Raw genomic sequence first — 24,661 nt, forward strand, 5'->3', positions numbered from 1 at the left:
CAGCAGATCACTTCGTCCGCAACCCCAAGCCCGTCTATCTGACGCTTTACCGCGCGTCGGTGCGTTCTCGCAGCGCCGCCGTTTTTTCTAGGTCGGCTGCATCGACATCGTGAAGCGAGATCCCTCTCGTTTCTTTCATGGACACCACAGCGACGACAGTTACCGCACAGGCAACCAACAGATAAACGGCAATCGGCACCGATGAACCGGTGCCCCTCAGCAGCGCGGTGGCGATAATCGGGGCGAGCGAACCGGCCACGATCGACGTGACCTGGTACCCCAGTGAAACACCGGAATACCGCATACGGGTGGGAAACATTTCCGACATGATTGAGGGCTGCCCGGCATACATCAGTGCGTGGAACACGAGGCCCATCGTGACGGCGATCATAATGATCAGTTCATCCGCGGTCTCCATCATGGGGAAGGCAAAGAATCCCCAGGTCGAGCCCAACACCGCGCCCGTCAAGTAGACGGGTTTCCGGCCAACCGCGTCGGAGAGTTTCCCGACCAGCGGAATAAGACAGAACTCGATTGCATGCGCTATGAGCATCAGCAACAAGATCTTGGCTGTGTCCATCTTCACCACCACCACCAGGTACGTGATCGAGAAGGTGACGACGAGGTAGTAAAGTACGTTTTCCGCAAATCGCAGCCCCATCGCGGTGAAGACACCGCGCGGGTAGCGTCGAAATACCTCAATCGCGCCGTAGCCCGGCGTGGGTGCAGCTTCAGCCTTCAGACGTGATTCTTCGAATATTGGAGCATCCTGAACCTTCGTGCGAATGTAGTACCCGACAATGACGATTACCGCTGAGAGCCAAAATGCGACCCGCCAGCCCCAACTGAGGAATGCGTCCTCAGGCAGGGTCGCAGAAAGCCCCAGGAGAACAACGGTGGCCAGCAAGTTTCCTCCCGGAACGGCTGCCTGCGGCCAGCTGGCCCAAAACCCACGAGATTTATTAGGACTGTGCTCCGCTACCAGCAATACGGCGCCACCCCATTCGCCGCCAACCGCAAAGCCCTGAGCGAATCGCAAGAACACCAAAAGCGCCGGCGCCCAATAGCCAACTTGATCAAACGTTGGCAAACATCCCATGAGGAATGAGGATACACCGACCAAAACAATGGCAACCTGAAGCAATCGCTTGCGCCCAAACTTGTCACCAAAGTGGCCAAAAACGATTCCGCCGATTGGACGTGCGAGAAAGCCGACGGCATAGGTCAGAAAGGCCGCGAGGATACCGTCAAGTTGCGAGCCAGCATTGGGAAAGAACACCTGGCCAAACACCAAAGTCGCCAACGAGCCATACAGAAAAAATTCATACCATTCAACGATGGTGCCGGCCATTGAGGCCGCCACCACTTTCTTTAATCCTGTCGGTTTTGCCTCTATGCCACTCTGGCTTTTGGAAACTTGCGTGCTCAATTGAATCTCCTTTGGTGTCAGCACTGACACTGCATGGAATAACGTATCTAACTCTATAAATACGACGACAAAGACATCCCGTGAACCAATAAAAGTATTACTGTGCCGTCAACATCACACGACGTCAATTCATGCACAAGCTATCTGCATCAATGCACAATGGCGCTAGCGGTCACGTCCAATTGAGTGGTGTTGTTTCCCAGTGTTAATGTCGCGCCAAAGCGCTCGGTGCTGGAGTAACGGCGCTCGATGCCTGAAGTAGCTTGACCCCACTCGCTGCTGGCGACACGCTCCTGATGAGTTGCAAAGGCGGCTTCGTGCTCGAAGCGCTCCTCGACCTGCCACACCAGCGGATCGCTCGTCGCGGTGACGTTGAACGAACGGCATCCCGGTTCGGCGCGGGTCAGGGCAAGGTGCAGTGCTAAATGATCCCGGACAGTGTTCGCCTGGTCCTGGGTGTGGCAAGCAAGCTGCCCGCTCAGGCACACCGCGCTGTCGAGGATCTTCTTTTTCATCTTGTAATTGGTCAGCCGCACGCCGCCCGTCACCGGGTGCTGCTCTGCCTCGACGGTGAATCCGTGGCGCTCGAAGAAGGGGCGGGCTGTGATGCTGACGTCGGCCGTCAGTTCTGCCAACTGCGCCGTGCGCGCGTGGGCCTCCACTCGAGCGATCAGTTGCCGTGCAACCCCCTGTCGCTGGCATCGGGGCGCGACGAACAGCATGTCGATATACCCCACAGAGTTCACATCGGAGAAGCCTGCTGGTGCACCATCCACGGTCGCCACGTAACTGTTCCGCTCCTGCATCGACGCATGCCAGGTGGTCAGATCTCGCGCTTCTGGCCGAGCCCACGCCTGAATCTGCTCCGGCGAGTAATCGGCGGCAGCCGTCTCGGTCACCGCCGCAAGGAATATTGCCAAGGTGTCGGCGGCATCCGCTTGACCGTAGGAACGGATGACGACGGCTTGCGTATCGGTGCTCTTGTTTAATTCCACAGAACTAGCATCTCACCGTGACTGGCCTGGCCTGGCCTGGCCTGGCCTGGCGGCACTTAGCGGTTTTACCAGCGCTTGTTGAATTCTTTGGTGATGTGGCTTCTGGTCGCCGCGTGGTTTGCAGTGTTGGTCGCGCGAGTGCGCGCACCCTCCTGCCGAATACTGCCTATGGCCGCGCCCGTGAGTGCCGCGTTGACGACGTTGCCGACCGCGACGAGCTTCCGAGTGCGCTGCGCTTCGGCCAATTGCCAGGCCTGCATATTCTCCATTCGCTGGCGATGCCGTTCAGTCTCGAACAAGTTGAGCGCTTCAGAAATACTGGTGGCGCGGTGGTTCCGCACCATCTGCACGCAGAAGCCGACCGCTTCGTCGTACATATACGCCTGCGGGAAGTCACGAATGTGCGCGGCTATATCCCGACTGGCTTGGTTCAGTTTCGCGAGAACAATCTGCTCTTCGGCCCGAACCGGTTCGTTGTGTGCCGCTCGCTTCTTATTGATTCGTTCCGCACGTCCGTGCAGCAGCGGAAGGATCAACTTGTTTCGCATGAGCAGGACTGCGAGCGCGAGGACAAGGGCGACCGGAATCATGAGGATGGCCACATTGAGCATCTGGATATTTGGGTACCGGATCGAACCCTCTGCGTACGCCGCAGCTTTCGCCTGGGCCTGGATGATCGGTGTGCCGATCACCGTGAGAACTAAGAGGAGCCCTGCCGCCCACAGTGCGAACGGCAACAACCGCCACTTATCCTTGAGTGGCGCTAGCGGGCGGTAGCGCTGCGTGATCGCAGTCTTCTCCTGCGACCACACATCGATCCAGCGGAGAACGTTATGCAGGTAAGCCAGCCGCGTTTCGAGCTGTGCCCTGGCGTCACCGGCCTGTTGAGTATTCATCATGAAATCGTTCCTTCTCTGAAGTGAGGCGAAGCCGTCTCTTGCCTCGACCTTTGAGGCGACCGCGCGGATTACGATGACAGCGAATCATCACGACTGGAGGTGCGGCGACGGCCGCTTATCACCACTGGCCGGGCTTCGACGAGCCGGCCAGTGGGAGAACAAGCCGTTGACGCTTAGTCAATGCCGATCAGGACGGCAACCGCAAGGGCTATTACGAGGACTAAGAATAGACCTATTCCGATTAGCACCCATATGGGCGCGCTCACCTTCCGCGACTCCGGCTTCTTTCGAGATCGAACTATCGTGCCTACTACGGAAAGCACCATTATGGCGAGCAGAGTGGTGAACGCAAGGACTACCTGAAATGTCACAGCAACAACTCCATTCCTACCAGCAGACCCTCTTTGAATTCCAGCGCAGGTGGTCAACTTTCCACAGGAAGTACGTGCCTATTACCCCTAGCCCGATTCCCATAGCCTGAAGGACCGCTCCTGCCGGCAGCCCGATCACTGTGCCCGAGACGAACAACCCGGCGATGGTGACAAATGCGCCGTAACCGATCGCGATCCAGGCAATCGTCTGAAGCTGCCATTTATAAACGGTGCTGCAGCGTCTCGCGACTGTCTGCACACTAAGCGCGCCGGCGGCGGCGGCCTCCTGTTCAACAGTCGTGTCGAGCGCCGCGATATCACCCGACGCGATGAGAGTGTCCAACTCGGCGCTGATCGAGTCGTACGCTTCAAGTGCCATCGCATAGTCTGCCGCTGATGCTTCTACAGCGAAGTCAAGCTGAGCTTCTTCGACTGTCTCCATTGAGGACGCAAGAATCGCGTCAACTTGACGGTCGGTCAGTGCTGCGATTTGCTCCGAAGTGAGAGTCGTTGATCCTTCTTCGACGGTCGAAGTTTCATCTCGCGACAGTGCGGTACTTGCCGAATGTGTGATCGATTGAAACTGCGACTGCGACTGCGACTGCGACTGCGACTGCGCCACTGCACCAATTCCAACGACCAGGGCGAGAGCGACAATCCCCGTGACAGTTGGAGCCCAAAGCCGTTTTGCTCTAGCAAAAATTCCCATTACTTCCCCCGAATATTGCTGCTTGTCGAACAATGAAATGTATCTTGTCGACGCACCGCTAATGTAGCAGAACATTGAATTCTTACAGCGAGGTCACCTGCGCACAGCGGCGACGACCATCTGGAGCGCTCGTTCTTCGGCGGCACGTCCGTCCGCGCCCATCCAGTCCCGGGGTTGGCCCAAAAATGGCCAAAAAATACCCCGGACTTCCGCAGAAGTCCGGGGCGATTTTAGTGAATACCGTGTAGCGGGAGCGGGAATTGAACCCGCGACACCACGATTATGAGCCGTGTGCTCTAACCAACTGAGCTACCCCGCCGCGACTTGTCGGCTGTTCGCTTCCAAGCCTGAGCCCCCTGTGGGAATCGGACCCACTACCTCTTCCTTACCAAGGAAGTGCTCTACCAATGAGCTAAGGGGGCAAAGCAACCAAAAAACAGTAGCAATGCCGCGTTTTTGGCAACCTAGAAACTTTATCACCCCGGCAGGGCGCTCGAGACCACTTCCCACGCTACAGGCACACAGCGCCAATGCCGTAGCATTTTAGAATGACTGGCACCGAACTGACCCCTGGCTCCGAATGGTGGCGCACCGCCGTCATCTATCAGATCTACCCCCGATCGTTCGCCGACGCGAACGGTGATGGCATGGGCGACCTTGCCGGCATCAGTGCGCGACTGCCGCAGCTCAAAGACCTCGGCATCGATGCCATCTGGCTGTCGCCTTTCTATACCTCGCCGCAACGCGACGCAGGCTACGACGTCTCCGACTACTGCAATGTCGACCCCCTGTTCGGCACCCTCGACGACTTCGAGGTGCTGCAGCGCACCGCCCACGACCTCGGAATCCGGGTCATCGTCGACATCGTTCCCAATCATTCCTCGAGCGACCACGGTTGGTTCCAAGCTGCCCTCGCCGCCGGCCCTGGCAGTGAAGAACGCGCCCGCTACACCTTCCGCGACGGCAAAGGAGAGAACGGCGAGCTCCCCCCGAATAACTGGGAGTCCGTCTTTGGCGGCCTCGCCTGGACCCGCACGGCCGATCCCGACGGCACCCCCGGCCAGTGGTACCTGCACCTGTTCGACAGCAGCCAGCCCGACTTCGACTGGGACAGCGAGTGGGTGCGCGAGCAGTTTCGCGCGGTGCTGCGCTTCTGGCTCGACCGCGGCGTCGACGGCTTTCGAGTGGATGTTGCGCACGGCATGATCAAGGCTCCCGGCCTTCCCGATTACACACCTCCCGCGGAGGGCGGCAGCATGGGCGGGGCGCCGGCATCCGCTCTCGAACCGGGGATCACCGCCGAGACGCCGCTGACCGCCCCGTACTGGGCGCAGGACGGCGTGCACGAGATCTACCGCGACTGGCACAAGGTACTCGCCGCCTACCCCGGCGACCGCGTTCTCGCGGCCGAAGCCTGGGTCGATCCGCTCAGCCAGATGGCCAAGTGGGTGCGCCCAGACGAGATGCATCAGGCTTTCAACTTCGCCTATCTGGAGACCCCGTGGAACGCGACGCAGCTTAAGAGCGTCATCGACGAGTCGCTCGAAGCCTTTGGCAAGGTCGGGGCGCCGAGCACCTGGGTGCTCTCCAACCACGACGTCGTGCGCCACGCCTCCCGGCTCGCCCTCACCGGCGAAAACCTGCAGGGTCACGGCATCGGCCCCAAAACAGTTGGATTGCCCGACACTGTTCTAGGGCTGCGGCGCGCGCGGGCGGCATCCGCTTTGATGCTGTCACTTCCTGGTTCGAGCTATCTGTATCAGGGCGAGGAACTCGGCCTGCCAGAGGCCGTCGACCTGCCAGACCACGCCCGCGAAGACCCCACCTGGTTTCGCACCAACGGTGAGCGATACGGGCGAGACGGATGCCGCGTGCCGATTCCGTGGGAAGCCGCCGGCGAATCGTTCGGCTTCAGCACCGGCGCGAAGAGCTGGCTGCCGCAACCGGCCGAGTGGGCAGGGCTCGCCCGCGACCAGCAAGACGGCGTGGCCGGATCAACGCTTGAGCTGTACAAGCTCGCACTGCGGCTGCGTCGGGAGCACTCCCTCGCCTCCGGCACCGTTGAGTGGCAGGGCGGCTTCGGGCCCGAGGTCGCTGCGTACCGCAACGGTGACGTGACCGTCGTCGCGAACACGGGGTCGGCATCCGTTCAACTGCCCGCCGGCGAGGTTCTCCTGGCGAGCGAAGAACTCGTCGGCCGCACCCTGCCGGGAGACGCGACGGCCTGGTTGCGCACCGTCCAGCCATGACCACGATCGACGATGCACCCGGCGGCAGCGCGGCCGACGCGGGCAGCGTCGTCTCCCCCGACTCCGGTAGCGTCGCGCCCAGTGCCTCGGCGAGCATCGCCGCCATGCGGGAGTTGAAGCTCGAACTGACCCGATTCATGATGTCGTACAAGTTCGCGACCGACGAGATACTGACCAAAATCAACATTTTGAAGGAGGAGTTCAGCGCGATTCACGACTACAGCCCGATCGAGCACGTTAGCTCCCGGCTCAAGTCACCGGAGGGTATTCTCAAGAAGGCTATCCGCAAGGGGCATCCGCTTGAGCTGATCGGAATCCGCGACAACATTCAGGACATCGCAGGAATTCGCATCACCTGCAGCTTCATCTCCGACACCTATCGCGTTCGCGACATGCTCGCCGGACAGCGCGACGTGACGGTGCTCCAGGTCAAGGACTACATCCGGGAGCCGAAGGCCAACGGATACCAGAGCCTGCACCTGATCGTTGCGATCCCGGTATTCATGTCCGACCGGGTGCAGCCAGTCACGGTGGAGATTCAAATCCGCACGATCGCGATGGACTTCTGGGCGAGCCTGGAACACAAGATCTACTACAAGTACAACGGGGCCGTGCCAGACACCCTGGTAGAAGACTTGCGGCAGGCAGCGGATGCCGCCAATCGCCTCGACGTGAAGATGGAGTTGCTGCACGACCAGGTCGTGGCGCTCGAGCCCGTTACCGACGACGCCGATCTGTTCAGCTTCGACGGGCTGCCGCCGTTTCCGTTGCCGAAGGGCCTGCTCGAGTCCTTCATGCGCGGGCGCGAACAAGGCGCCGAATCAGCCTAGTTGCGCTTGGGCCCAGGGCTCCAGAGCAGCAGCACCGCGACGAGTCCGGCGACCGAGGGCAGGAGACCAAGAACACCCCAGAGTTGCGGAAAAATCTGGGTGTCGTATTCGGCCACGACGAGGCTAAACACGGCAAGTCCGGCTCCGATCAGAAAAACGAGGGTCGTCACGATCGGCGTCCACGGCCTTCCTGCTCGGGCGCCCCAGATCACTAGCAGCCAGAACCCGATCCCGATCAGACCGGTGGCATACAGGTAGACGAAGAGCACATTCGGGTCCGCCTGAAGCTCATACGGCGCATAAAGAGCCTCGACGTGATGGAGGAGGCTGTGCACGATCGTCTGGTCGATGACCACTCCGCCAAGGAGCACAACGGAGAGAACGAGCCCGACGAGCAGTGCGATCGTCGCTCCCCGCCATCGCATCGATGTCGCTGTACGCAGAGCGGTCATGAGTTGATCCTTCCGTCGACGCCGAACGTCGCAGCGTGCCCGCGATGCTCGCGGCGTTCACGACGAAACGGAGTGTCTTCTCATTATAAATAATTCTGACAGTCACTGTCAATAATTTTGCGAGTCACTGTCGAAAGACGGCTAACCGCATTACGATGAAGGACATGACGACCGGCCTACGCGAACGCAAGCGTCTTGCGACTAAGCACTCCATCCAGGAGAAAGCCCTCGACCTGTTTGATGAACGGGGGTTCGCAGCAGTCACGATTGAGGAGATCGCCGAGGCCGCCGAGGTGTCCCCGTCGTCGGTGTACCGCTACTTCGGCACCAAGGAACAACTCATCGTCGCGGATGACTTCGCCGACCTCAGTCAGGAAGCGCTTGACCACATTCTTGACCCTCACGACCCGTTGGGCACCGCGCGGCGCATCGTCGCGGACTACGAATCCACTCCCGCCGGGGTAAACGCTGCGGAAGGCGCCGGAAAAAGCCCCTGGCGGCGAGTACATTACTTCTTCCAGGAGCCCACGGTCCGACTGGCCGTCTATGCCTCACTCGATGAAGCCAGCAGCCGCATTGCCGCCAGCCTGCTATCGCGACAAGGCATGTCGGAAGCGAAGGCGCGCGTTGCCGCCCACGCCTTTGTCTTTGGCTACTTCGCCGCTCTCGAGCAGTGGCACGTCGATGGTGGAAAACGGCCGATCGTCGACTATGTGGACGACGGCATGGCTGTTCTTCGCGAGATTTGGACCAATCCCGACCGGTAGCCTCGGGCTCAGTCCACGCGTCAGTTGGTATTGGCGTAGAGCCAGGCGAGCGGGTCGATCTTGGTGCCGGTGATTCCGCCCTGACGAATCTCGAAGTGCAGGTGCGGGCCGGTCGACATCCCGGTGGTGCCGGTCTTCCCGATGACCTGGCCGACCTTGACCACGTCACCCTCCGCAAAGAGCATCGATCCGTGGATCATGTGCGCGTACACGCTCGTGACGAGCTCGCCATTGATCATGTGGTCGATCATCATGTGCACTCCGAGGCTGGCTTCGCCGTCTTCGGCGTAGCTGACCACACCATCGGCGATGGCCTGGATCGGGGCGCCGACGCCCGGGTTGAAGTCCTGGCCGCCGTGGTTCACCGAACAGCCGGCGCAATTGCGGTAGCCGATCTGGTCGCCAATATGCACACCAACGGCGAACGGCCACTGAATGGTACCGTTTGGGTTGTTCGTGAAGGTATCTTCCATGCGGATACCGCTGGCCGCGGCAACCTCGGCGATGGTGCTCGACTCGTAGCCGTCACGCTCGACGGTGACGGTGTCACCGCCAGCCATGTCCATGCTCTGCGTATCGCCCGTTGTCGAAACACGCTGCGATTCAAGAACGGATGCCTGCACGTCTTGTGACGACAATAACGCCTCGGCCGGAATCGAGGTGGCGACGGCCATCAGAGCCACGAACGACATGGCGAGAATCGAAGCGCCTTTGGCCGCACGCTGACGCATGGTGCTGCCGAGCGGTCGCGCACGCGGGGTGGGACGGGACGGCAGCGCCCCGTCGGGAACGAAATCGCGCGCGGGGGCGAATGTGTCGCCCGGCTTCTGCTCGATGCGCTGGCGACGTGGCCGGTCTCCGGCGGCGGGAATCACCGTCGGGATCGACTGGGTCACGCCGGGAGCCAGCAACTTTTCGTAGTCGGTAGGCTCGGCGTCGGCGACCGGCAGAGCCGCGACAATGCGGTCAGTCTCGGTGACCACAACCGGTTCAAGGTCCGGCTCGGCCAGATCAGTGGTGACGATTAGTTCGGCAGCAGGGCTGAGCCGCACGAGGTCATCGGGAGTGTCCGTGAGAACTGCCGTAGCCGGTATTTCCAATCGAGAGAACGCTACCCGCTCACGCTCGCGCAGTTCCCTACGAGTAAGCGCTGCCGGTTCTGCCGGGGGAAATGCGGTGCCGTCACTCTCATTCGACACGGAGGTGTCCATGGGCGGAGTGTGACGTGACAAAGTGCAGCTTTCGGCGTAGCGGACGGGATCTCGTGCTCGTTCTGGATAACGCCGAATGACGGAGAACCAATATAACGAATCGGTTAAGGCTATCGTGCAACCCTGAGAATACCAGAGGAAAGCGACCGATCACACCCAAAAGGGGGTAATGGGCATGGTTCAGCGGAGTCCCGCGTCAGACGGGAAGCGTTCGAAGAGCCCGGCGAGTACCGGTTCGAACTGATCGTAAAGGGTCGGAGCGGCGGCGATGAGCAAGTCGCGGCCCTCGGCATCCGCTTGTAAAGCGCCGACCCGCGCCCCGGCTTCCCGCGCGATCAGTGCGCCGGCGGCGTGGTCCCACGGGTTGAGTCCGCGTTCGAAATAGAGGTCGAGGCGCCCGCAGGCGACCGCGCAAAGGTCGAGAGCGGCCGAACCGATCCGACGGATGTCGCGCACCTGGCCAATGAGACCACCCACGACATTCGCCTGCCACACCCGCCGAGCCGCCTCGTAGCTGAAGCCGGTGCCAGCTAGGGCGAGCGAGAGCGGAACGTCGTGATTCACGTGCAGGCGCTGGTCACCCAGCCAGGCGCCCGAGCCCTCCGACGCGGTGAACACCTCGCGGAGGGCGGGGTTGACGACGGCGCCGGCGAGGGCATTCCAGCTGGCCGGGTCGGGGTCACCCTGCACGACCGCGATACTTACGGCGTAGAACGGGATGCCGTAGAGGTAGTTGACGGTGCCGTCGATGGGGTCGACCACCCAGGTAAGCCCGCTGGTGCCCCCGGACGCGTCGGATTCTTCGCCGTAAAACCCGTCGTTCGGCCGGGCGTCTGCGAGCAAGCCGCGAATGAGTAACTCGACCTCGCGGTCGGCCGCGGTGACGATGTCTTCGGGTGACGACTTCGAGGCGGCAATCTCGACCCCTTGGGTGCGACGCCGGTGGGCAAGCGCGCCGGCGGTGAGGGCGACGGTGCGTGCGAGGTCGAGCAGCTCGGTCGGGGCGGGATGTGTCATGCCCTCACGCTACAGGCAGGGCCTTAACCAGAACAGGCAGGCCCGGAGGCCTGCCTGTTCTGGTGCTGGTGGCGAGTGCGAGGTTCGAACTCACGAAGGCTACGCCGTCTGATTTACAGTCAGATCCCTTTGGCCGCTTGGGTAACTCGCCAGGCGCTCCCGACCAGGTGTAATCACTTGACCGGAGACGCGGGGTTAACAATACAAGACGAAGCGCCTCACCGAGAAATCAGCGGATGAGGATCTTCTCGATGAGGCACATCCACTACCCGGCGGTCGGCCCTCCCCGCCAGTCGGCGGGGTGCGCGTCTCGGTCGACGTATCGCCCCCGAGACCGCGAAGGAGCGACTAGGCGAGGTGTCCAATCGCGCACTTCTTGCACTATCGCTGGTCGGATACCATGGGGGAATGGCAGATTCAACATTCGACATCGTCAGCAAGGTCGACCCGATGGAGGTCGACAACGCCCTCAACCAGGCGCACAAGGAAGTCGCCCAGCGTTATGACTTCAAGAACGTGGGAGCCTCGATCGCGATGAGCGGCGAGAAGGTACTCATGAAAGCCAACACCGAGGAACGCGTCAAGGCGATCCTCGAGGTGTTCGAGGCCAAGCTGATCAAGCGTGGCATCTCGCTGCGCAGCCTCGACGCCGGCGAGCCGTTCGCGTCGGGCAAGGAGTACCGCATCGAAACGTCGATGAAGGCCGGCATCGACCAGGAGAACGCCAAGAAGATCAGCAAGATTATTCGCGACGAGGGCCCCAAGGGCGTCAAAAGCCAGATTCAGGGCGACGAACTGCGGGTCAGTTCCAAAAGCCGTGACGACCTGCAGGCCGTCATGGCGCTACTCAAAGGCAAGGACCTCGACGTGGCCTTGCAGTTCACCAACTTCCGCTAGAGCCGCGCGCCCTCTCCGCCAGCGACGTTTCCTAACGCCACTGGCCGCCGGGCCCACCTTACGAACGTGGGCCCAGTTTATAAACTGGGCCCACGGACGGGGCCCGGGCCCCGTCCCCGTCCCCGTCCGTGGAGGCAGGAACGCGGGGGCTACTCCGCGCGGGAGACCGCCACCATTTCGTCGCGGTCGACGACCTTGATTCGGATGCGGCCAGCGGCCTCGCCGAGCGCGAGCTCGTGCTGGTCGAGGTTGTGCCACCCATCGAGGCCGGTGTATTTCACTCCGCGCGCGTTGAGCAGCTCCACGATGCTCTCCTCCGACGGCGACTCGGGACGCCACCAGTTGCCGAGGTCGTTGATCAAGTGCCGGATGGTTTCCATCGCGTCGCTCTTGGTGTGGCCGATCAGGCCGACCGGGCCACGTTTGATCCAGCCGGACACGTAGACGCCGTACATCTGCTGGTTGAACAGCCCACCGGTGCCAGCCGAAGGATCGCGGCGCAGCACCTGCCCCTCACGGTTCGGAATCACACCACGTTTCTTGTCAAACGGCACATCGGGCAGTTCTGACCCGAAATAGCCGACCGCCCGGTAGACGGCCTGAATCGGGATCTCACGAATTTCGCCGGTGCCGACGACGCCGCCGGCGCCATCCCTTGTGGTGCGTTCCCACCGGAAAGCGGCTACCCGGCCGGCGCCGTCGTCGATGATTTCGACCGGCTTGGCAAAGAAGTGCAGGTGCAGGCGGCGGCTCGCCGTACCGGTCTCGCGGGCCCGCCACTGGTTCAACGTCTTGTCGATCACGAAGACCTGCTTGTTGCTCGCGACGGCCGCCGTCGCTGCCTCGTCGTAGTCGAAGTCTTCGTCGTAGACGATCATGTCCACGTCGTTCAGCTCGCCCACCTCACGCAATTCCAGCGGCGTGAACTTCACGGACGTCGGCCCGCGCCGCCCGAATACATGCACATCGGTCACCGGTGACGCGTTGAGGCCGTCGTAGACGTTCGCGGGAATCTCCGTCGGCAGCAGGTCATCGGCGTGTTTGACGAGCATGCGGGATACGTCGAGGGCCACGTTGCCGTTGCCGATCACGGCGATCTCACGCGCCTCAAGCGGCCAGGTGCGCGGCACGTCGGGATGCCCGTCGAACCAGCTCACGAAGTCGGCCGCGCCGTACGAGCCGTCAAGTGAAGCGCCGGGAATGTCGAGGTCGGCGTCCTGCACGGCGCCGGTCGCGAAGATGACCGCGTTGTAGTGCTTTTTAAGGTCATCGAGGGTGACGTCGACGCCGAAGCGCACGTTGCCGAACACGCGGATGTCGCCGCTGTCGAGCACGCCGCGCAGCGCGTTAATGATGCCTTTGATGCGGGGGTGATCGGGCGCGACACCGTACCGAACCAGTCCGTACGGCGCGGGCAGGTGGTCGAACAGGTCGATTGAGACCTCAAAATTGCGCTCGGCTTTGAGCAGAATGTCGGCGGAGTAAATTCCGGCCGGGCCGGCGCCGACGATGGCCAGTCTCAATTTGGTCACTGAAGTTTTCCTTACTGCACGAGCGGGCCGTGCCAAAAACGCACCCGGCACGCCCTCGATTGGGGTTTAGCTGGAGCGCTCGACGATGGACTCGGCGAATCGGGTGAGGGCTTTCTTGACCGAACCGTTCGGCAGCGGAGCGAGGGCGGCAACGGCGTCGCGCGCCCAGCCGTGTGCCTCGGCCAGGGTTTCGGCCGTGACGGCGTGCTCGCGCAGCGCGGTGATCGCCGCGTCCGCGTCCGCGCCCTGTTCAGCACCGACCGTCATCACGTCGCGTTCCAGCCGCTCCAGCAGATCAGCGGATGCCCCATCGCTCGCGGCACGTTCCCGCAATCGAAGCAGCGGAAGCGTGACCACACCGGCCCGCAAGTCCGTTCCCGGCACTTTGCCCGTCTCCTGCGGCTGGGGGGATAGATCGAGCACATCGTCGATGAGCTGAAAGGCAACGCCAATCTTCTCTCCGAAGTCCACAACGGGCTGCTCGTACTCGGCCGGGGCGTTGGAGAACACCACGCCGCCCTGGGCGGCCGCGGCGATGAGCGAACCGGTCTTTCCGGCGAGCACCTGAATATAGTGTGCGACCGGGTCTTCGCCAGCGCGCGGGCCGACCGTCTCCTGAAACTGACCGAGCACGAGGCGCTCGAAAGTGGTCGCCTGGAGTTTGATGGCGCGTTCGCCGAGCCGGGCCATCAGCTGACTGGCACGGGCGAACAGTAGGTCCCCCGTGAGAATGGCAATGGAGTTGCCCCACACGGTTTGCGCACTCGGCACGCCGCGGCGCTTGTCTGCGTCGTCCATGACGTCGTCGTGATAAAGCGAGGCCAAGTGGGTCAGCTCGATGGCTGAGGCCGCGGTGACCACATCGGGCACGACGCCCTCGCCCAAGTGCGCGGTGAGAAGCGCGAGCATGGGACGCACTCGTTTTCCGCCGGCGTTGAGCAGGTAGCGGCTGGTAACGGTGGCGATTTCGTTGGCGTAGACGAGCTCATCGACGAGCGCCGCTTCGACCTTTTCGATGCCGGCATCGATGTTCGCTGCCAGGCCGCGGTCAGCCGAAGTCGAGAAAATACGTTCGCCGAGGCCCACCTGGCTCGTCACCGACGCGGTGCGTCGAATCACGGGGACTCTGGATTTCACGTCAGTCAGCCTATCGAGTTGGTCAGGGCTTGGTTCCGCGGTGAAGGGCCACGATGCCGAGTGTGAGATTGCGGTAGGCGATGGCGGAGTATCCGGCCGAGCGGAGCCATCCGCTGAGCACCCGTTGGGTCGGCCAGGCCGCGATGGACTCGCCGAGGTAGTCATAGGCTTCAGCGTTGGAAGACGCGAGGCGTACGACGCGCGGCATGACGTGGTTGAGATAAGCAAAGTAGCTCTGGCGAACCAGCGTCAACGGCGGGGTCGAGAACTCGCAGATGACGACGCGGCCGCCGGGCTTGGTCACACGGTAAAACTCGGCGAGGGCCTTCTTCGGCTCGACCACGTTGCGGAGGCCGAACGAGATGGTGACGGCGTCGAACTCGTTGTCCTGGAATGGAAGGGCGGTCGCGTCAGCCTGCACGAAATCGATGTGCTCATTGTGGGCGTGGCGAGTTCGACCTACCTCGATCATCCCGGCCGAAAAGTCGGCAGCAACCACGTGGGCTCCGCTGTGGGCGAGAGCCGCGCTTGAGGTTCCGGTGCCGGCCGCGATGTCAAGAATGCGTTCGCCCGGCTGCGGGTTGACTGCCTTTGTGGTGGCGACGCGCCAGAGCGAGGCGTTACCGACCGACAGCAAAGCGTTCGTGCGGTCATAGTGGGCGGCGACCTCGTCAAACATGGCAGCCACCTGCGCGGGCCGTTTGTTCAGGTCTGCTCTATTCACCCCATCATTCTAGGATGCATAGGCCCGCCGAACCTGCACGGTTGCCGGGGCCCAGATTCGCATGGGGGCAGTGGCGCGGGCGTAGGCTACAGAGGTGAATGTGCAGGCCTTGACGGTCGAAACCTCCCCGATGGCCGATATCCACCAACTGATCCTGCTGCTCGATGGCCGCACGCCCCTGCTCTGGATGCGTCGCAACCAGGGCCTGGCCGGCATCGGCTGCGCGCTGCGGCTCGAGTTTTCCGGCCCGACCCGCATGACGGATGCCGCGGCCGCCTGGAAGCAGGTCGTCGCCTTGGCCACCGTGACAGACCCGCTCGCCCGCACCGGTACCGGGCTGCTCGCCTTCGGCGCTTTCGCCTTCGATGAGACCTCTGCCGAGACCAGCGTGCTCATCGTTCCCGAGATCATCGTCGGCCGCGAAGACGGCCAGTGCTGGGTGACGCGCATCTGGGAGACCGGGCAGAGCGCTCCCGAGAACCCGCTGACGCTGCGTCCGCTCGGCGACGAGTACCGCATCGCCCTGCTGCCCGGAGCACTGCCGCCCGAGGATTTTCGCGCAGCGGTCAGCTCGGGCATCGCGCGGATTCGCAGTCGACAGGTCAATAAGGTCGTGCTTGCTCGCGACCTGGTCGGGCGAGTGCCTGCCGAGTCCGACCTGCGCCGCGCCATCACCAAACTCGCGCTCGGATACCCGGATTGCTGGACCTACGCCGTCGACGGTCTCATCGGGTCGAGCCCGGAAACTCTTATTCGCGCCGACCACGGTTCGGTCAACGCCCGCGTGCTGGCCGGCACGATCTCCCGCGGAGCGGATGCCGAGGACGATCGTGAGGCGGCCCTCACCCTGGCCACCTCCTCGAAAGACGGCGACGAACACGAATTTGCCGTGCAAAGCGTGCTCAAGTCACTTCGCCCACACACCTCGGCGCTCGCAACGAGCGAAATTCCGTTCACGGTGAAACTCCCCAATCTCTGGCACCTCGCGACCGATCTGGAAGGCACCCTGAGCGACGGGTCGACGTCGCTCGACCTGATCGCAGCGTTACACCCGACTGCTGCGGTCGCCGGAACCCCGACCGCCGCGGCTCTATCCCTGATTCGCGAACTCGAACCGTTCGACCGTGGCCGCTACGCCGGGCCGGTCGGCTGGGTGGGCGCCGACGGCGACGGCGAGTGGGCGATCGCGCTGCGCTGTGCGCAGGTCGTACCCGCCGGTGGCATCACCGCGTACGCCGGCTGCGGCATCGTGCTGGACTCCGACCCCGACCGCGAGCTCGCCGAGACCAAAATGAAGTTCCGCCCCATCGTAGAAGCCTTCGGATGAACCTTTGCGGCTACTTCCAGCGCCAGGAGTCGATGGCGGCGGCGATGATCTCTTCCCCGTTGTCTTCGGGAATGACGAAGGAGATCACGAAGAACCTAACCGGCTCCCCGGCTGACTGGTAGGTATCCGGTGCGAAGACGGTGAGGAACGCCTTGGTGCGGGTGTTCTCGGCGGTGCTGATCATGCGAGTGAGGTTGGCGTCGACGCCGTCGAGGGTTACGGCCTCTTTCAGGCTCGTGACCTCGCCGGCCTGGGGAAAGTAGCTCTGGTTCAGGAAGTCGACCATGTCGTCGAGGCTGCCGCCGGGAGCCCATTCGTCGGTGCTGGCCACCGCCACCGGTTCCACCAGTACGCTGCCGAGGACGCTGCCCACGCCCGTCTTGTGGATGACACCGTCTGCGTCACGCTCACCCCACAGTTCCAGGGTGGTGATGCAGCCATCCGTCTTCTCAGCGGATTGGTTGTTGAGGTAATCGCCCGGCCCATTGAAGGAAAAGCAGGGCGTGATGACGGGCTGAGCATCGGTGAGTACGGCCGTGCCGATTCCCGAATTCACCAGCGCAACGACGATCACAATGGTCACGAGCACGTTGGCCAGCACGGCCAGGGAGGACCCGACCAGCCCCGCGAGCCCGAACGATTTGCCGTCCGGCCTGCGCATCGCGAGGATTCCGAGGATGATCCCTGCAACTCCGAGCACTAGTCCCAGAATCGGAATCCAGCCGATGACGAAGGCGCCGATGCCCACGATGAGTGCGGCGAGAACGATGCCGCCGCGACGTGTCGGCGGGTTCGACGGGGACGCTTGTCCGGGTGCCAGTCCGGGCGCGTGCTCGGGGAGGCCGCCGGTCTGCGGGTCCGGGGGCGAATCGGTCATGTGGGCCTCCCGGCATCCGTGTGTCTTAAACGGTACCAAGCCGCCCGCCTGAGCATCCGCTCCCAACAAATCTGTGGATAACTCGCTCCACCCGTCGTGGGAAAGACACTGGCCCCGCTAACGGACCAGGGGAACCTCGAGGATCGTGGGGCGGGTGGGCGCGCCGGTGAGGGCCCGCTCCAGGTCACTTCGCGTCGCGGCGATCGCGTAATTCCAGCCGTAGGCAGCTGCGAGCGCCTCCAGATCGACCCTGCGCGGGGTGTAGAGGACCCGCTCCATCGCGTCGACCGGAGCCGTCGCGGCCACTTCGAGGCCGTCGAAGATGCTGCCACCGCCGTCGACGCCGACGATGACCTGCAGCCGGGGTTCTGGTTCGCCCGGGGTCAGCAGCAGCGAACCGACATCGTGCAAAAACGTGAGGTCGCCCATCAGAACCCGGGTCACGCCGACCGAACGCGGTTCTGGCTCGGCCTGACTGGCCAGCGCCACCCCGAGCGCGGTGGAGATAGTCCCGTCGATACCGGCCAGTCCACGGTTGGACAGTACGGTGATCTTCTTGCCGGGGACCCGCTTATCGGCCTCGCGAATTAGCCGGGACGCGCCGAGTACCAGCCGGTCATGCGGCCATGATGCACGCCAGACCGCGTCGACGAGCAGCGTCCGCGTTAGCGGCGCTCGCAGAACTGCCAATTCAGCGCGGGTTATGCCGCGCTTATCGATCGGTGCCCGGCCTTCATCGGCTGTGGCTTCTGCGAGAGCCCTGCTGGTCATGACCCAACGGCCTAGCCATTCCCGGGCCGTTGGTGTGCGGGCAGCCAGCAGGCACTCAGCATCCGCGCCGATCGAACGGGTGAAAGCGCGTGCAGCATGGGCCGGGTTGTACCATTCCAGTCCCGTCGTTGCGACAATGATGGTCTCCACATCGCCACGGGCGATGAGGGCCGGAATCTCCCGACTGAGCGTGGGATGACCGAACACGACCACCCGTTCCACCTGGCCGCCGAGATCTACGTCAGCGAGTAGTTCGCGGTAATGCACGATCAAATTCGGGCCAAACCGAGCGCCGCTCGATACCTCGGCCAGCAACGGCCAGCCGCTGGCGTGGGCCAGCTCTTCGGCCTCAGGCCCGGCACCATCGCCGGCCACGACGACGGTACGCGGTCCCGCAGCAAGAAGCATGGCCGGACCATCACTTGACATAGACGGGGCAAAGCGCCTGGAGCGTGTCGCCACGGAAGGGCGGGGCGTCCGCGCTGCCGACAGCGGCTCGCGAAAGGCCAGGTTGAGTTGTGCCGGGCCGGGAGCCGCGGTGAAAACGCCGGTCGCAGCATCCATTGCCTGCCGTGCCAGCAGGGCGGCAATGCCCTCCTCATCACTCTCGCCGACCGGCGCCGGAACGTCGAGGCAGAGCCGGGTGGCAACCCCAAACAGGCCCGACTGTACGGTCGTCTGGTTCGAGCGGATGCCGCGCAGCTCGGCCGGGCGGTCGGCCGTCAGCAGAATCATGGGTACCCCGGCATGGTGCGCTTCGAGCACGGCCGGATGCAAGTTAGCGACGGCGGTGCCCGACGTCACCACGACGAGGGCTGGCAGACCGGTTTCGAGGGCGAGGCCCAGGCCGAGAAAGCCGGCGCTTCGTTCGTCGGTGCGCACGTGTAAGCGGATGCTTCCGGCCTGTTCCAGCTCTGCCGCTGCCAAGGCGAGCGCCTGCGAACGCGCTCCGGGACAGAGCACCAGATCACGAACGCCCCGCCGAATGAATTCGTTCAGGAGCGAGAAGCTGAAATCGGTCGCCGGGCTTCTGATTACTCTTTCAGGCATCCCGACGGCCAGGCTGCTCGCCTTCACCCGGTTCGTTCTTCTTTTTCTTCTTCGTCGTTTCCCCGGGAGTTGGGTCGTTCTTGTCGAGATCCGCGAGATCTTGCTCCATTCGACGAATGCGATCCTGCTGATCTTTCTCGTTGAAGGGACGGTTCTGGCCGCTGTCGGATTTTGCGTTGCCGCCGTCAATCCCGCCGCCGTCAATCCCACCGCCGTTTAGCCCACCGCCGTTTAGCCCACGCAGAAAATCAAGGTCGTCATCGGGCGCAACCGAACGGAAGGATCGGGTGGTGGGAGTGGAGCGCCCGTGGCCGACGAGCAGCCACAGCAACGGGCCGATCAGCGGCACGAGAACGATGACGAAAATCCAGACCCAGCGCGGCAATCCACGAATGCGTTTGCGGTCAAAAACGGCACAGTCCACAAGGGTGTAGACGGTGAGGATGACGAGGGCTAGTCCTAGTCCGATCAAGAGCTTGGGCATATCTCGATTGTAAGGCGCTTGACCGTGAGAGACATGTGCGCCTACCCAGCCGCGGCATTCTAAGCTGGATCTATGAAATTCGTGCCCCCTTGGTTGTACTACTCCGTGTTGCGCGTCTTAATGTTTGCCGCACCGCTGGCAATTCTGCTGTCCCTGGGGTTGTGGCCTTGGGCGTCCGCTGTAATCGCCGCGTTGGTCGGCCTGTGCCTGTCCTATCTTCTGCTGGGCAAGTCGCGCGAAAGTGTTGCCCGCGACCTCTACCAGGCGCGGCACCCCGACAAGCAGACGGTGAACCCGGATTCCGAGATCGAGGACTCGCTAATGAATGCCCAGGAGCACACGAAGTCAGAACGCGAAAGCAAGTCCCAGTAGCAGGCCATAGGCGAGCGCCGCGAGGCTCGTTAGCTTGAGGGCGAGGATGAGTTCTTTCGCCGACGTGGCGGTGATCGTGATGAGGCAGGCCGGCAATGCCAGCAGCAGCACGAAGAACGTGAAGATTCCGAGCGGATAGACCAGGCTGAAAAGACCCGCGATCACGAACGGCAGCAACAAGAAGATGCAGAAGACGACCCGGGAGGCCGTACTTCCGATTCGCACCGCGAAGGTACGCTTGCCGGCTGCCTTATCTGGCACGATGTCACGCAGGTTGTTGACCATGAGCACGGCACAGGCGATCAACCCCATCGCCACACCACCGAGAACGCTCTCGGTGGTGAAGTCGCCGACCTGCACATAGGTCGTGCCCGCGGTAGCTACGAGACCAAAGAATACGAAAACGAACACTTCACCGAGGCCCAGGTAGCCGTAGGGCTTCTTGCCGCCGGTATAGAACCACGCTGCGGCGAGGGCCACAACGCCAACGAGCAACAGCCACCAGTGCTGGGTCAGAATGACGAGCGTGATACCAGCCGTGGCAGCGAGGCCAAAAAAGGTCAAGGCCACGCGCAGCACGGTGCGCGGGTTGGCGACGCCGCCGCCGGTGAGCCGAGCTGGTCCAATCCGAAAGGCGTCGGTGCCTCGGATGCCGTCGGAATAGTCATTGGCATAGTTGACGCCGATCTGCAGGAACAGCGCCACGGCAAGTGCGAGCAACGCGCGCACCGGATGGTAAACGCCGGGTCCACTCGCCACGATCGCGGCACCGGTACCGAGGAGTACCGGAGCAATGGCGAGCGGCAGAGTGCGCAGGCGTGCGCCCGACACCCAGTCGGAGGCCGTGGCTGGTTTGACCCTGGCCGGCCCTTTGCGGGGCGGTCCGGACTTATACGCCGGGTGGCCGGATTTGCTGCTGCGGCCACCCGCTGTGCCACCCGTATTAGCGCCCGCCATCTTCGCCGTGGGGTTCAATCGTTGTTGTTTGGGCCTGACCGGCCGAGCTCCTTGTGCCACGCCCCCATGTTAGTAGGCGTCCGCTGGCACGACGCCATAGCCGATGGCCGCCCGGTCATCTGAGTCATCGTCGCGCCGACGCCGCCGCCATACGAGAAGAGCGATGATGATCAACAGCAACAGCAGACCAATAATGGCGAGATACAGCCACCCGGGCGGTCCAGACTCCAGTGGTACCGCGGCCGCTGTGCCGGCGTCAGGGAAGGTGATCGTCGCATTCGCGCTTCGTTCCAGGAGCCCGCTGTGCAGGGTGATCGTGGCATCCCAGGGGCCGTCCGGTACCTCCTTGTCCAAAACAATCGTGACCGGTTCGGTGTCACCGATGCCCACGGTTGTGCCGAGGACGACCGGAAATGGGCCGGCGCTGAGCCCGCCGGGGCCGTCCATCAACTGCAGGGTGCCGAACACGTCAAGAGCCCGCCCACCGGTGTTTTGGACCGACGCGACGACCGTGGGTTGACCGTCGGCCGATCGCGCGGCGGTGAGGGAGCCGACCAGGAAGTCGGCCGCGGGCGCTCCCCCCGGCCCGACAGAGAGGTAGATTCTAATCCCGACCCGGTTGACAACAGTCACACCATCTCCACTTGTGGGCGGGGCGCTCACCTCTGCCCAGACCACGCCGTATTGTTCGCCGGGTGCGGCATCCGCGGGAACCGTGATGGTCACCGTAGCTGTCACACTTCCACCGGCAGGTACGGTGGGCGATTCACGATCGACCGAGGTCCAGGTGGACAGGTCGTTGGGGGTCTTGCCTTCGGCACCGAGGAAGGCGCCAGCGGTGATGCTTGCCGCACCGGAATACAGGTTGATCGTCGTCGCGTCTGGCAAACCGTTCGCCACGTCGATCCGGCGCTCAATGACCGCTCCGGGAGCGACGTGGTCAACGATATAGAGGCGCGCGCGCGGGTCATCAGTCGCGTTGGCCGGAATGTCCAGGAGCCGTAGTCCGATACTGCCGGCTGGCGCCGAACTCCCCGCCGCCTGGGCGGACGGTACGGACGGTACTAGCAGACCGACAATGACAGCAAGGACGACAGCGACGACGGGTTGTATTCGCAAGGAGGCTCCTAAAGCACGGAATGGGTGATGGTGAACGAGTAAACGCCGGCAGAACTACCGCTGGGCACGGCCACCGTGATTGTTGGGTCCCAGCTGGCCCTGTTGTACCCGACGACGCCGCTGGCGGTGACCGCTGGCGACGCATCCGTGAGATTGCCCCCAGCATTGGCCGTGTAGGTTGCCCTGCCATCCCGGCCGATCGTGCCAGCGGCGTAACTGATCGCGCTGGCCGGAATGGATTGCCCGGGCTGGGCGACCAGGGCGGTGGCTGTGACACTCGCGACCCAACCGACCGTGCTGAGAGTTCGCGAATCCGTCACCTTCACCGACCCGAGTTGGCCGCTGATCGTTCCGCCACCGACCACGTTTGCCCGCGTGCCAAGGTTGCCGGCACCCGTCGGCACGGAGATAGTGAGCAACCCAGCATTATCGGTGAGGGTAAAGGTGTTTGCGGCGAGGGTGATCGTGGCCGCGTAAGACAGCACGCGACCATCGACAACTGCGCCAGCGCCCACAGTGATCGCCCCGAGGGCCAGAATTGTGCCGACGAACGATGAATTTGCACCGGTGCCAGCGGCTCCGAGCACCTGCCAGAACACATTGGAAGCCTGAGCCCCATTGATCAGTTTGATCTGGCTTGCCGCAGCAGTATTCAGCGCGGCGTCGACTTGAAAGATGAAGACGGCGCTGGGGTCGTTCTGGGCGTCCAGGGTCAGGGCCCCGGTGAGCGCAAACGCGGCGGCCGTGTGATAAACGCCCGCGGTGAATGTCCGGCCGTTCTGATCCCCGGCGAAGGCTCCGGTTGCGGTGCGACCCGCGGCGTCCTGGTAGGCGACCAACAGGTCAGGCACAGCGAGTGCTGCCTGGGGGTCGCCGGCGTGCGTGGCACCCGTGACGATTCCCGGGGGGAATCCCACGATCAAGCCCCCTGGGCCTACCCCGAGATCCCCGCTCAAGGTTGTCACGCCCGTGCTTGTCACCGCCGTTCCAGTCAGGACAGAAAAACTCGCCGCGGCACCAAGCGGAACCGGATAGGTCTTGGAATCCACCGTCAAAGCCTGGGTTGCCGCGCCCGTGTTGCCGGCAAGATCGGTGATCTGGGCCAGAACCTGATGCGTTCCATCGACCAGAGTGGCTGCCAGCACGCTCCACAGCCCACCGCTCTGAACGGTCGTCGTCAGGATCTGGTCGGCGATTTTCACCGTGACAAACGTTCCGGGCGTGGCATCCGTTGTTCCCGAAGTCCTGGGCCGCGCCGTCGTCGCCCGGTTCGTCGATCCCGGCGTGATTGTCACGACCGGCGCAGTGCGGTCCGCGATCAATGACTGAGTGGCGGTGCCGACGACTGCAAACTCATCCGTGATTGTCACCACGACGTTGTGTGGGCCAACGGCCAGGGTCGGCGCGGTCACCGTCCATGTTCCGCCGGCCTGAACGGATGTCTGCTGAGTTGCGCCATCGATCGTGACCCGAACCATAGACCCGGCCGCGGCACTCGTCGTGCCCGAAATTATGGGCGTGGTTAGATTCGTATAGCCCAGCGCCCCCGGAGAGATCACGACGATTGGCGCGGCGGTATTGGTGAAGCGCACTCGGTTCGCGTTCAGGGCGATGGCCCCCGTAGGCGACAACGCCCGGCCCCGTACGGTCGCGTTCGCTCCGATAGCTATCGCTCCGAGGGCGACAATCGTGCCAGAAAACAGGGAATTCGCCCCCAACGACACCGCGCCAAGGACCTGCCAAAAAACATTCGACGCCTGCGCGCCATTAACCAGGGCAATCTGGCTCGACGCGGCCGTCGAGAGGGCCGCGCCCACCTGAATGATAAAGACCGACGTTGGATCCCCCCGGCCGTCCAACGTCAGTGTTCCGCTCAACGAGATGGCGGCGGCCGCGTGGTAGACACCGGCGGTCAGGGTGGTCGCTGCGAGATCGCCAGCGATGCTGTGCAGCGTCGGGCGAGCGGCCGCATCGGCGTAAGCGAGCGTAACGGCGGCGTTCGCCAGGCCTGCGGACTCGTCATTGACGTGCACGCCGGCGCTCGTGATCGGGGCACCAGTGATCGCGCCCGCCGGGCTCACCCCCAATTCGCCGGTCAGGGCGGTCTCGCCGGCGCTAGATACCGACCCGCCAAGCACCGAGTAGGGACCCGCCAGGCCGAGCGGTACCGTGCGCGTCGCCTCAAGCGTGACGGCTGCGTTCGGGCCGGTGACGTTCCCTGCCGGGTCCGTCACGTCGGCCAGAGCCAACTGTTCTCCTTCTACCGGTAGCTCCGTGCCTGGCACCGTGAGTGCAACAGTCAGGTCCGCCAGCGACGCCTCGGCGGAATCCGCCTCGGTTGACACCGAAAAGCCGGCGGCGGAGCCCAACGACGCCACCGGCGCCGCCGCGCTGGCCGGTGCCGGGGCGGGCAGCAGGCTCAGCACAAGGATCGCGCTCGACCAGACGGCGACCCTGAAGATCGTCGCCTGGCTCATGAACCGTG

The 24,661-nt window shown here is 63.2% G+C and carries 22 protein-coding genes and 3 tRNA genes; 6 read left to right on the plus strand and 19 right to left on the minus strand.

Annotated features, from left to right (window positions below):
• Positions 1–46: 46 nt before the first annotated feature.
• From E3T39_RS06625 to E3T39_RS06650, 6 genes are all read right to left on the minus strand, one after another.
• Positions 47–1,429: an MFS transporter gene (locus E3T39_RS06625; RefSeq protein WP_277612809.1), complete on the minus strand. Its 1,383-nt coding sequence runs from the start codon at positions 1,427–1,429 to the stop codon at positions 47–49.
• A 149-nt stretch (positions 1,430–1,578) separates the two neighbouring features.
• On the minus strand, positions 1,579–2,424 hold the full coding sequence (locus tag E3T39_RS06630) for a GNAT family N-acetyltransferase (RefSeq protein ID WP_134513904.1): 846 nt from the start codon (positions 2,422–2,424) through the stop codon (positions 1,579–1,581).
• Between the two features lie 65 nt (positions 2,425–2,489).
• Positions 2,490–3,323 carry a hypothetical protein gene (locus E3T39_RS06635; RefSeq protein ID WP_134513905.1) on the minus strand — a complete coding sequence of 278 codons (834 nt, stop codon included), beginning with the start codon at positions 3,321–3,323 and terminating at the stop codon, positions 2,490–2,492.
• A gap of 387 nt (positions 3,324–3,710) precedes the next feature.
• Entirely contained in the window at positions 3,711–4,436 is a 726-nt protein-coding gene (locus E3T39_RS06640) for a hypothetical protein (RefSeq protein WP_134513906.1), read from the minus strand.
• Positions 4,437–4,648: 212 nt separating this feature from the next.
• Positions 4,649–4,722, minus strand: a tRNA-Met gene (locus E3T39_RS06645).
• Between the two features lie 31 nt (positions 4,723–4,753).
• Positions 4,754–4,825, minus strand: a tRNA-Thr gene (locus tag E3T39_RS06650).
• A 126-nt stretch (positions 4,826–4,951) separates the two neighbouring features.
• Here E3T39_RS06650 and E3T39_RS06655 point away from each other — a divergent pair.
• Positions 4,952–6,652, plus strand: a complete 1,701-nt coding sequence (locus tag E3T39_RS06655) for a glycoside hydrolase family 13 protein (protein WP_134513907.1) — start codon at positions 4,952–4,954, stop codon at positions 6,650–6,652.
• Entirely contained in the window at positions 6,649–7,482 is an 834-nt protein-coding gene (locus E3T39_RS06660) for a GTP pyrophosphokinase family protein (RefSeq protein ID WP_198416093.1), read from the plus strand. Before E3T39_RS06655 ends, E3T39_RS06660 begins: the two co-directional genes overlap by 4 nt.
• On the opposite strand, the gene E3T39_RS06665 is transcribed toward E3T39_RS06660, so the two are convergent.
• Complete coding sequence (locus tag E3T39_RS06665; RefSeq protein ID WP_134513908.1) at positions 7,479–7,934, minus strand: hypothetical protein; 456 nt, start codon at positions 7,932–7,934, stop codon at positions 7,479–7,481. The two genes, E3T39_RS06660 and E3T39_RS06665, sit on opposite strands and share 4 nt — an antisense overlap.
• A 164-nt stretch (positions 7,935–8,098) precedes the next feature.
• Here E3T39_RS06665 and E3T39_RS06670 point away from each other — a divergent pair, with 164 nt between their 5' ends.
• Positions 8,099–8,701 (plus strand): TetR/AcrR family transcriptional regulator, encoded by a 603-nt coding sequence (locus E3T39_RS06670; protein WP_134513909.1) that lies wholly within the window; start codon positions 8,099–8,101, stop codon positions 8,699–8,701.
• Between the two features lie 20 nt (positions 8,702–8,721).
• Here the strand turns inward: E3T39_RS06670 and E3T39_RS16585 are convergent, their stop codons facing one another.
• The 3 genes from E3T39_RS16585 to E3T39_RS06685 form a co-directional block, all read right to left on the minus strand.
• Positions 8,722–9,912 carry a M23 family metallopeptidase gene (locus tag E3T39_RS16585; RefSeq protein ID WP_134513910.1) on the minus strand — a complete coding sequence of 397 codons (1,191 nt, stop codon included), beginning with the start codon at positions 9,910–9,912 and terminating at the stop codon, positions 8,722–8,724.
• Positions 9,913–10,092: 180 nt separating this feature from the next.
• Positions 10,093–10,929 (minus strand): inositol monophosphatase family protein, encoded by an 837-nt coding sequence (locus E3T39_RS06680; RefSeq protein WP_134513911.1) that lies wholly within the window; start codon positions 10,927–10,929, stop codon positions 10,093–10,095.
• A gap of 66 nt (positions 10,930–10,995) precedes the next feature.
• Positions 10,996–11,080, minus strand: a tRNA-Tyr gene (locus tag E3T39_RS06685).
• A gap of 257 nt (positions 11,081–11,337) precedes the next feature.
• On the opposite strand from E3T39_RS06685, the gene E3T39_RS06690 reads away from it, so the two are divergent.
• The gene (locus E3T39_RS06690; RefSeq protein WP_092106423.1) at positions 11,338–11,826 is read left to right on the plus strand and encodes a YajQ family cyclic di-GMP-binding protein; all 489 of its coding nucleotides are present in this window, start codon (positions 11,338–11,340) and stop codon (positions 11,824–11,826) included.
• A gap of 149 nt (positions 11,827–11,975) precedes the next feature.
• On the opposite strand, the gene E3T39_RS06695 is transcribed toward E3T39_RS06690, so the two are convergent.
• The 3 genes from E3T39_RS06695 to ubiE form a co-directional block, all read right to left on the minus strand.
• Positions 11,976–13,358, minus strand: a complete 1,383-nt coding sequence (locus E3T39_RS06695; RefSeq protein WP_134513912.1) for an FAD-dependent oxidoreductase — start codon at positions 13,356–13,358, stop codon at positions 11,976–11,978.
• Between the two features lie 66 nt (positions 13,359–13,424).
• Positions 13,425–14,495, minus strand: a complete 1,071-nt coding sequence (locus E3T39_RS06700; RefSeq protein WP_134513913.1) for a polyprenyl synthetase family protein — start codon at positions 14,493–14,495, stop codon at positions 13,425–13,427.
• Between the two features lie 22 nt (positions 14,496–14,517).
• Positions 14,518–15,219 carry a bifunctional demethylmenaquinone methyltransferase/2-methoxy-6-polyprenyl-1,4-benzoquinol methylase UbiE gene (gene ubiE, locus E3T39_RS06705; RefSeq protein WP_134513914.1) on the minus strand — a complete coding sequence of 234 codons (702 nt, stop codon included), beginning with the start codon at positions 15,217–15,219 and terminating at the stop codon, positions 14,518–14,520.
• Positions 15,220–15,349: 130 nt separating this feature from the next.
• Here ubiE and E3T39_RS06710 point away from each other — a divergent pair, with 130 nt between their 5' ends.
• Positions 15,350–16,546 (plus strand): isochorismate synthase, encoded by a 1,197-nt coding sequence (locus E3T39_RS06710; RefSeq protein WP_134514000.1) that lies wholly within the window; start codon positions 15,350–15,352, stop codon positions 16,544–16,546.
• Positions 16,547–16,556: 10 nt separating this feature from the next.
• Here E3T39_RS06710 and E3T39_RS06715 read toward each other — a convergent pair whose 3' ends face one another.
• The 3 genes from E3T39_RS06715 to E3T39_RS06725 form a co-directional block, all read right to left on the minus strand.
• A complete protein-coding gene (locus E3T39_RS06715) occupies positions 16,557–17,423 on the minus strand; it encodes a DUF4190 domain-containing protein (RefSeq protein ID WP_134513915.1) in 867 nt (288 codons plus the stop codon).
• 117 nt (positions 17,424–17,540) lie between these two features.
• A complete protein-coding gene (gene menD / locus E3T39_RS06720) occupies positions 17,541–19,244 on the minus strand; it encodes a 2-succinyl-5-enolpyruvyl-6-hydroxy-3-cyclohexene-1-carboxylic-acid synthase (RefSeq protein ID WP_134513916.1) in 1,704 nt (567 codons plus the stop codon).
• Complete coding sequence (locus E3T39_RS06725) at positions 19,237–19,728, minus strand: PLD nuclease N-terminal domain-containing protein (protein ID WP_134513917.1); 492 nt, start codon at positions 19,726–19,728, stop codon at positions 19,237–19,239. Before E3T39_RS06725 ends, menD begins: the two co-directional genes overlap by 8 nt.
• Positions 19,729–19,800: 72 nt before the next feature.
• Here E3T39_RS06725 and E3T39_RS06730 point away from each other — a divergent pair, with 72 nt between their 5' ends.
• Complete coding sequence (locus E3T39_RS06730; RefSeq protein ID WP_134513918.1) at positions 19,801–20,100, plus strand: DUF4229 domain-containing protein; 300 nt, start codon at positions 19,801–19,803, stop codon at positions 20,098–20,100.
• Here the strand turns inward: E3T39_RS06730 and E3T39_RS06735 are convergent.
• From E3T39_RS06735 to E3T39_RS06745, 3 genes are all read right to left on the minus strand, one after another.
• Positions 20,074–21,057 (minus strand): 1,4-dihydroxy-2-naphthoate polyprenyltransferase, encoded by a 984-nt coding sequence (locus tag E3T39_RS06735; protein ID WP_134514001.1) that lies wholly within the window; start codon positions 21,055–21,057, stop codon positions 20,074–20,076. The two genes, E3T39_RS06730 and E3T39_RS06735, sit on opposite strands and share 27 nt — an antisense overlap.
• A gap of 69 nt (positions 21,058–21,126) precedes the next feature.
• Positions 21,127–22,176, minus strand: a complete 1,050-nt coding sequence (locus tag E3T39_RS06740) for a peptidase (protein ID WP_174845096.1) — start codon at positions 22,174–22,176, stop codon at positions 21,127–21,129.
• Between the two features lie 8 nt (positions 22,177–22,184).
• A complete protein-coding gene (locus tag E3T39_RS06745; RefSeq protein WP_166784069.1) occupies positions 22,185–24,653 on the minus strand; it encodes an ice-binding family protein in 2,469 nt (822 codons plus the stop codon).
• Between the last annotated feature and the right edge of the window lie 8 nt (positions 24,654–24,661).

The organism is Cryobacterium suzukii, from assembly GCF_004403185.1.
GTDB classification, from domain to species: Bacteria; Actinomycetota; Actinomycetes; order Actinomycetales; family Microbacteriaceae; genus Cryobacterium; species Cryobacterium suzukii.

Coding starts and splice junctions, on each gene's coding strand:
- menD (WP_134513916.1), bottom strand. CDS start 19,244: ATGCCTGAAAGAGTAATCAGAAGCCCGGCGACCGATTTCAGCTTCTCG.
- E3T39_RS06670 (WP_134513909.1), top strand. CDS start 8,099: ATGACGACCGGCCTACGCGAACGCAAGCGTCTTGCGACTAAGCACTCC.
- E3T39_RS06680 (WP_134513911.1), bottom strand. CDS start 10,929: ATGACACATCCCGCCCCGACCGAGCTGCTCGACCTCGCACGCACCGTC.
- E3T39_RS16585 (WP_134513910.1), bottom strand. CDS start 9,912: ATGGACACCTCCGTGTCGAATGAGAGTGACGGCACCGCATTTCCCCCG.
- E3T39_RS06715 (WP_134513915.1), bottom strand. CDS start 17,423: ATGACCGATTCGCCCCCGGACCCGCAGACCGGCGGCCTCCCCGAGCAC.
- E3T39_RS06725 (WP_134513917.1), bottom strand. CDS start 19,728: ATGCCCAAGCTCTTGATCGGACTAGGACTAGCCCTCGTCATCCTCACC.
- E3T39_RS06735 (WP_134514001.1), bottom strand. CDS start 21,057: ATGGCGGGCGCTAATACGGGTGGCACAGCGGGTGGCCGCAGCAGCAAA.
- E3T39_RS06635 (WP_134513905.1), bottom strand. CDS start 3,323: ATGATGAATACTCAACAGGCCGGTGACGCCAGGGCACAGCTCGAAACG.
- E3T39_RS06745 (WP_166784069.1), bottom strand. CDS start 24,653: ATGAGCCAGGCGACGATCTTCAGGGTCGCCGTCTGGTCGAGCGCGATC.
- E3T39_RS06690 (WP_092106423.1), top strand. CDS start 11,338: ATGGCAGATTCAACATTCGACATCGTCAGCAAGGTCGACCCGATGGAG.
- E3T39_RS06655 (WP_134513907.1), top strand. CDS start 4,952: ATGACTGGCACCGAACTGACCCCTGGCTCCGAATGGTGGCGCACCGCC.
- E3T39_RS06710 (WP_134514000.1), top strand. CDS start 15,350: ATGGCCGATATCCACCAACTGATCCTGCTGCTCGATGGCCGCACGCCC.
- E3T39_RS06665 (WP_134513908.1), bottom strand. CDS start 7,934: ATGACCGCTCTGCGTACAGCGACATCGATGCGATGGCGGGGAGCGACG.
- E3T39_RS06660 (WP_198416093.1), top strand. CDS start 6,649: ATGACCACGATCGACGATGCACCCGGCGGCAGCGCGGCCGACGCGGGC.
- E3T39_RS06730 (WP_134513918.1), top strand. CDS start 19,801: ATGAAATTCGTGCCCCCTTGGTTGTACTACTCCGTGTTGCGCGTCTTA.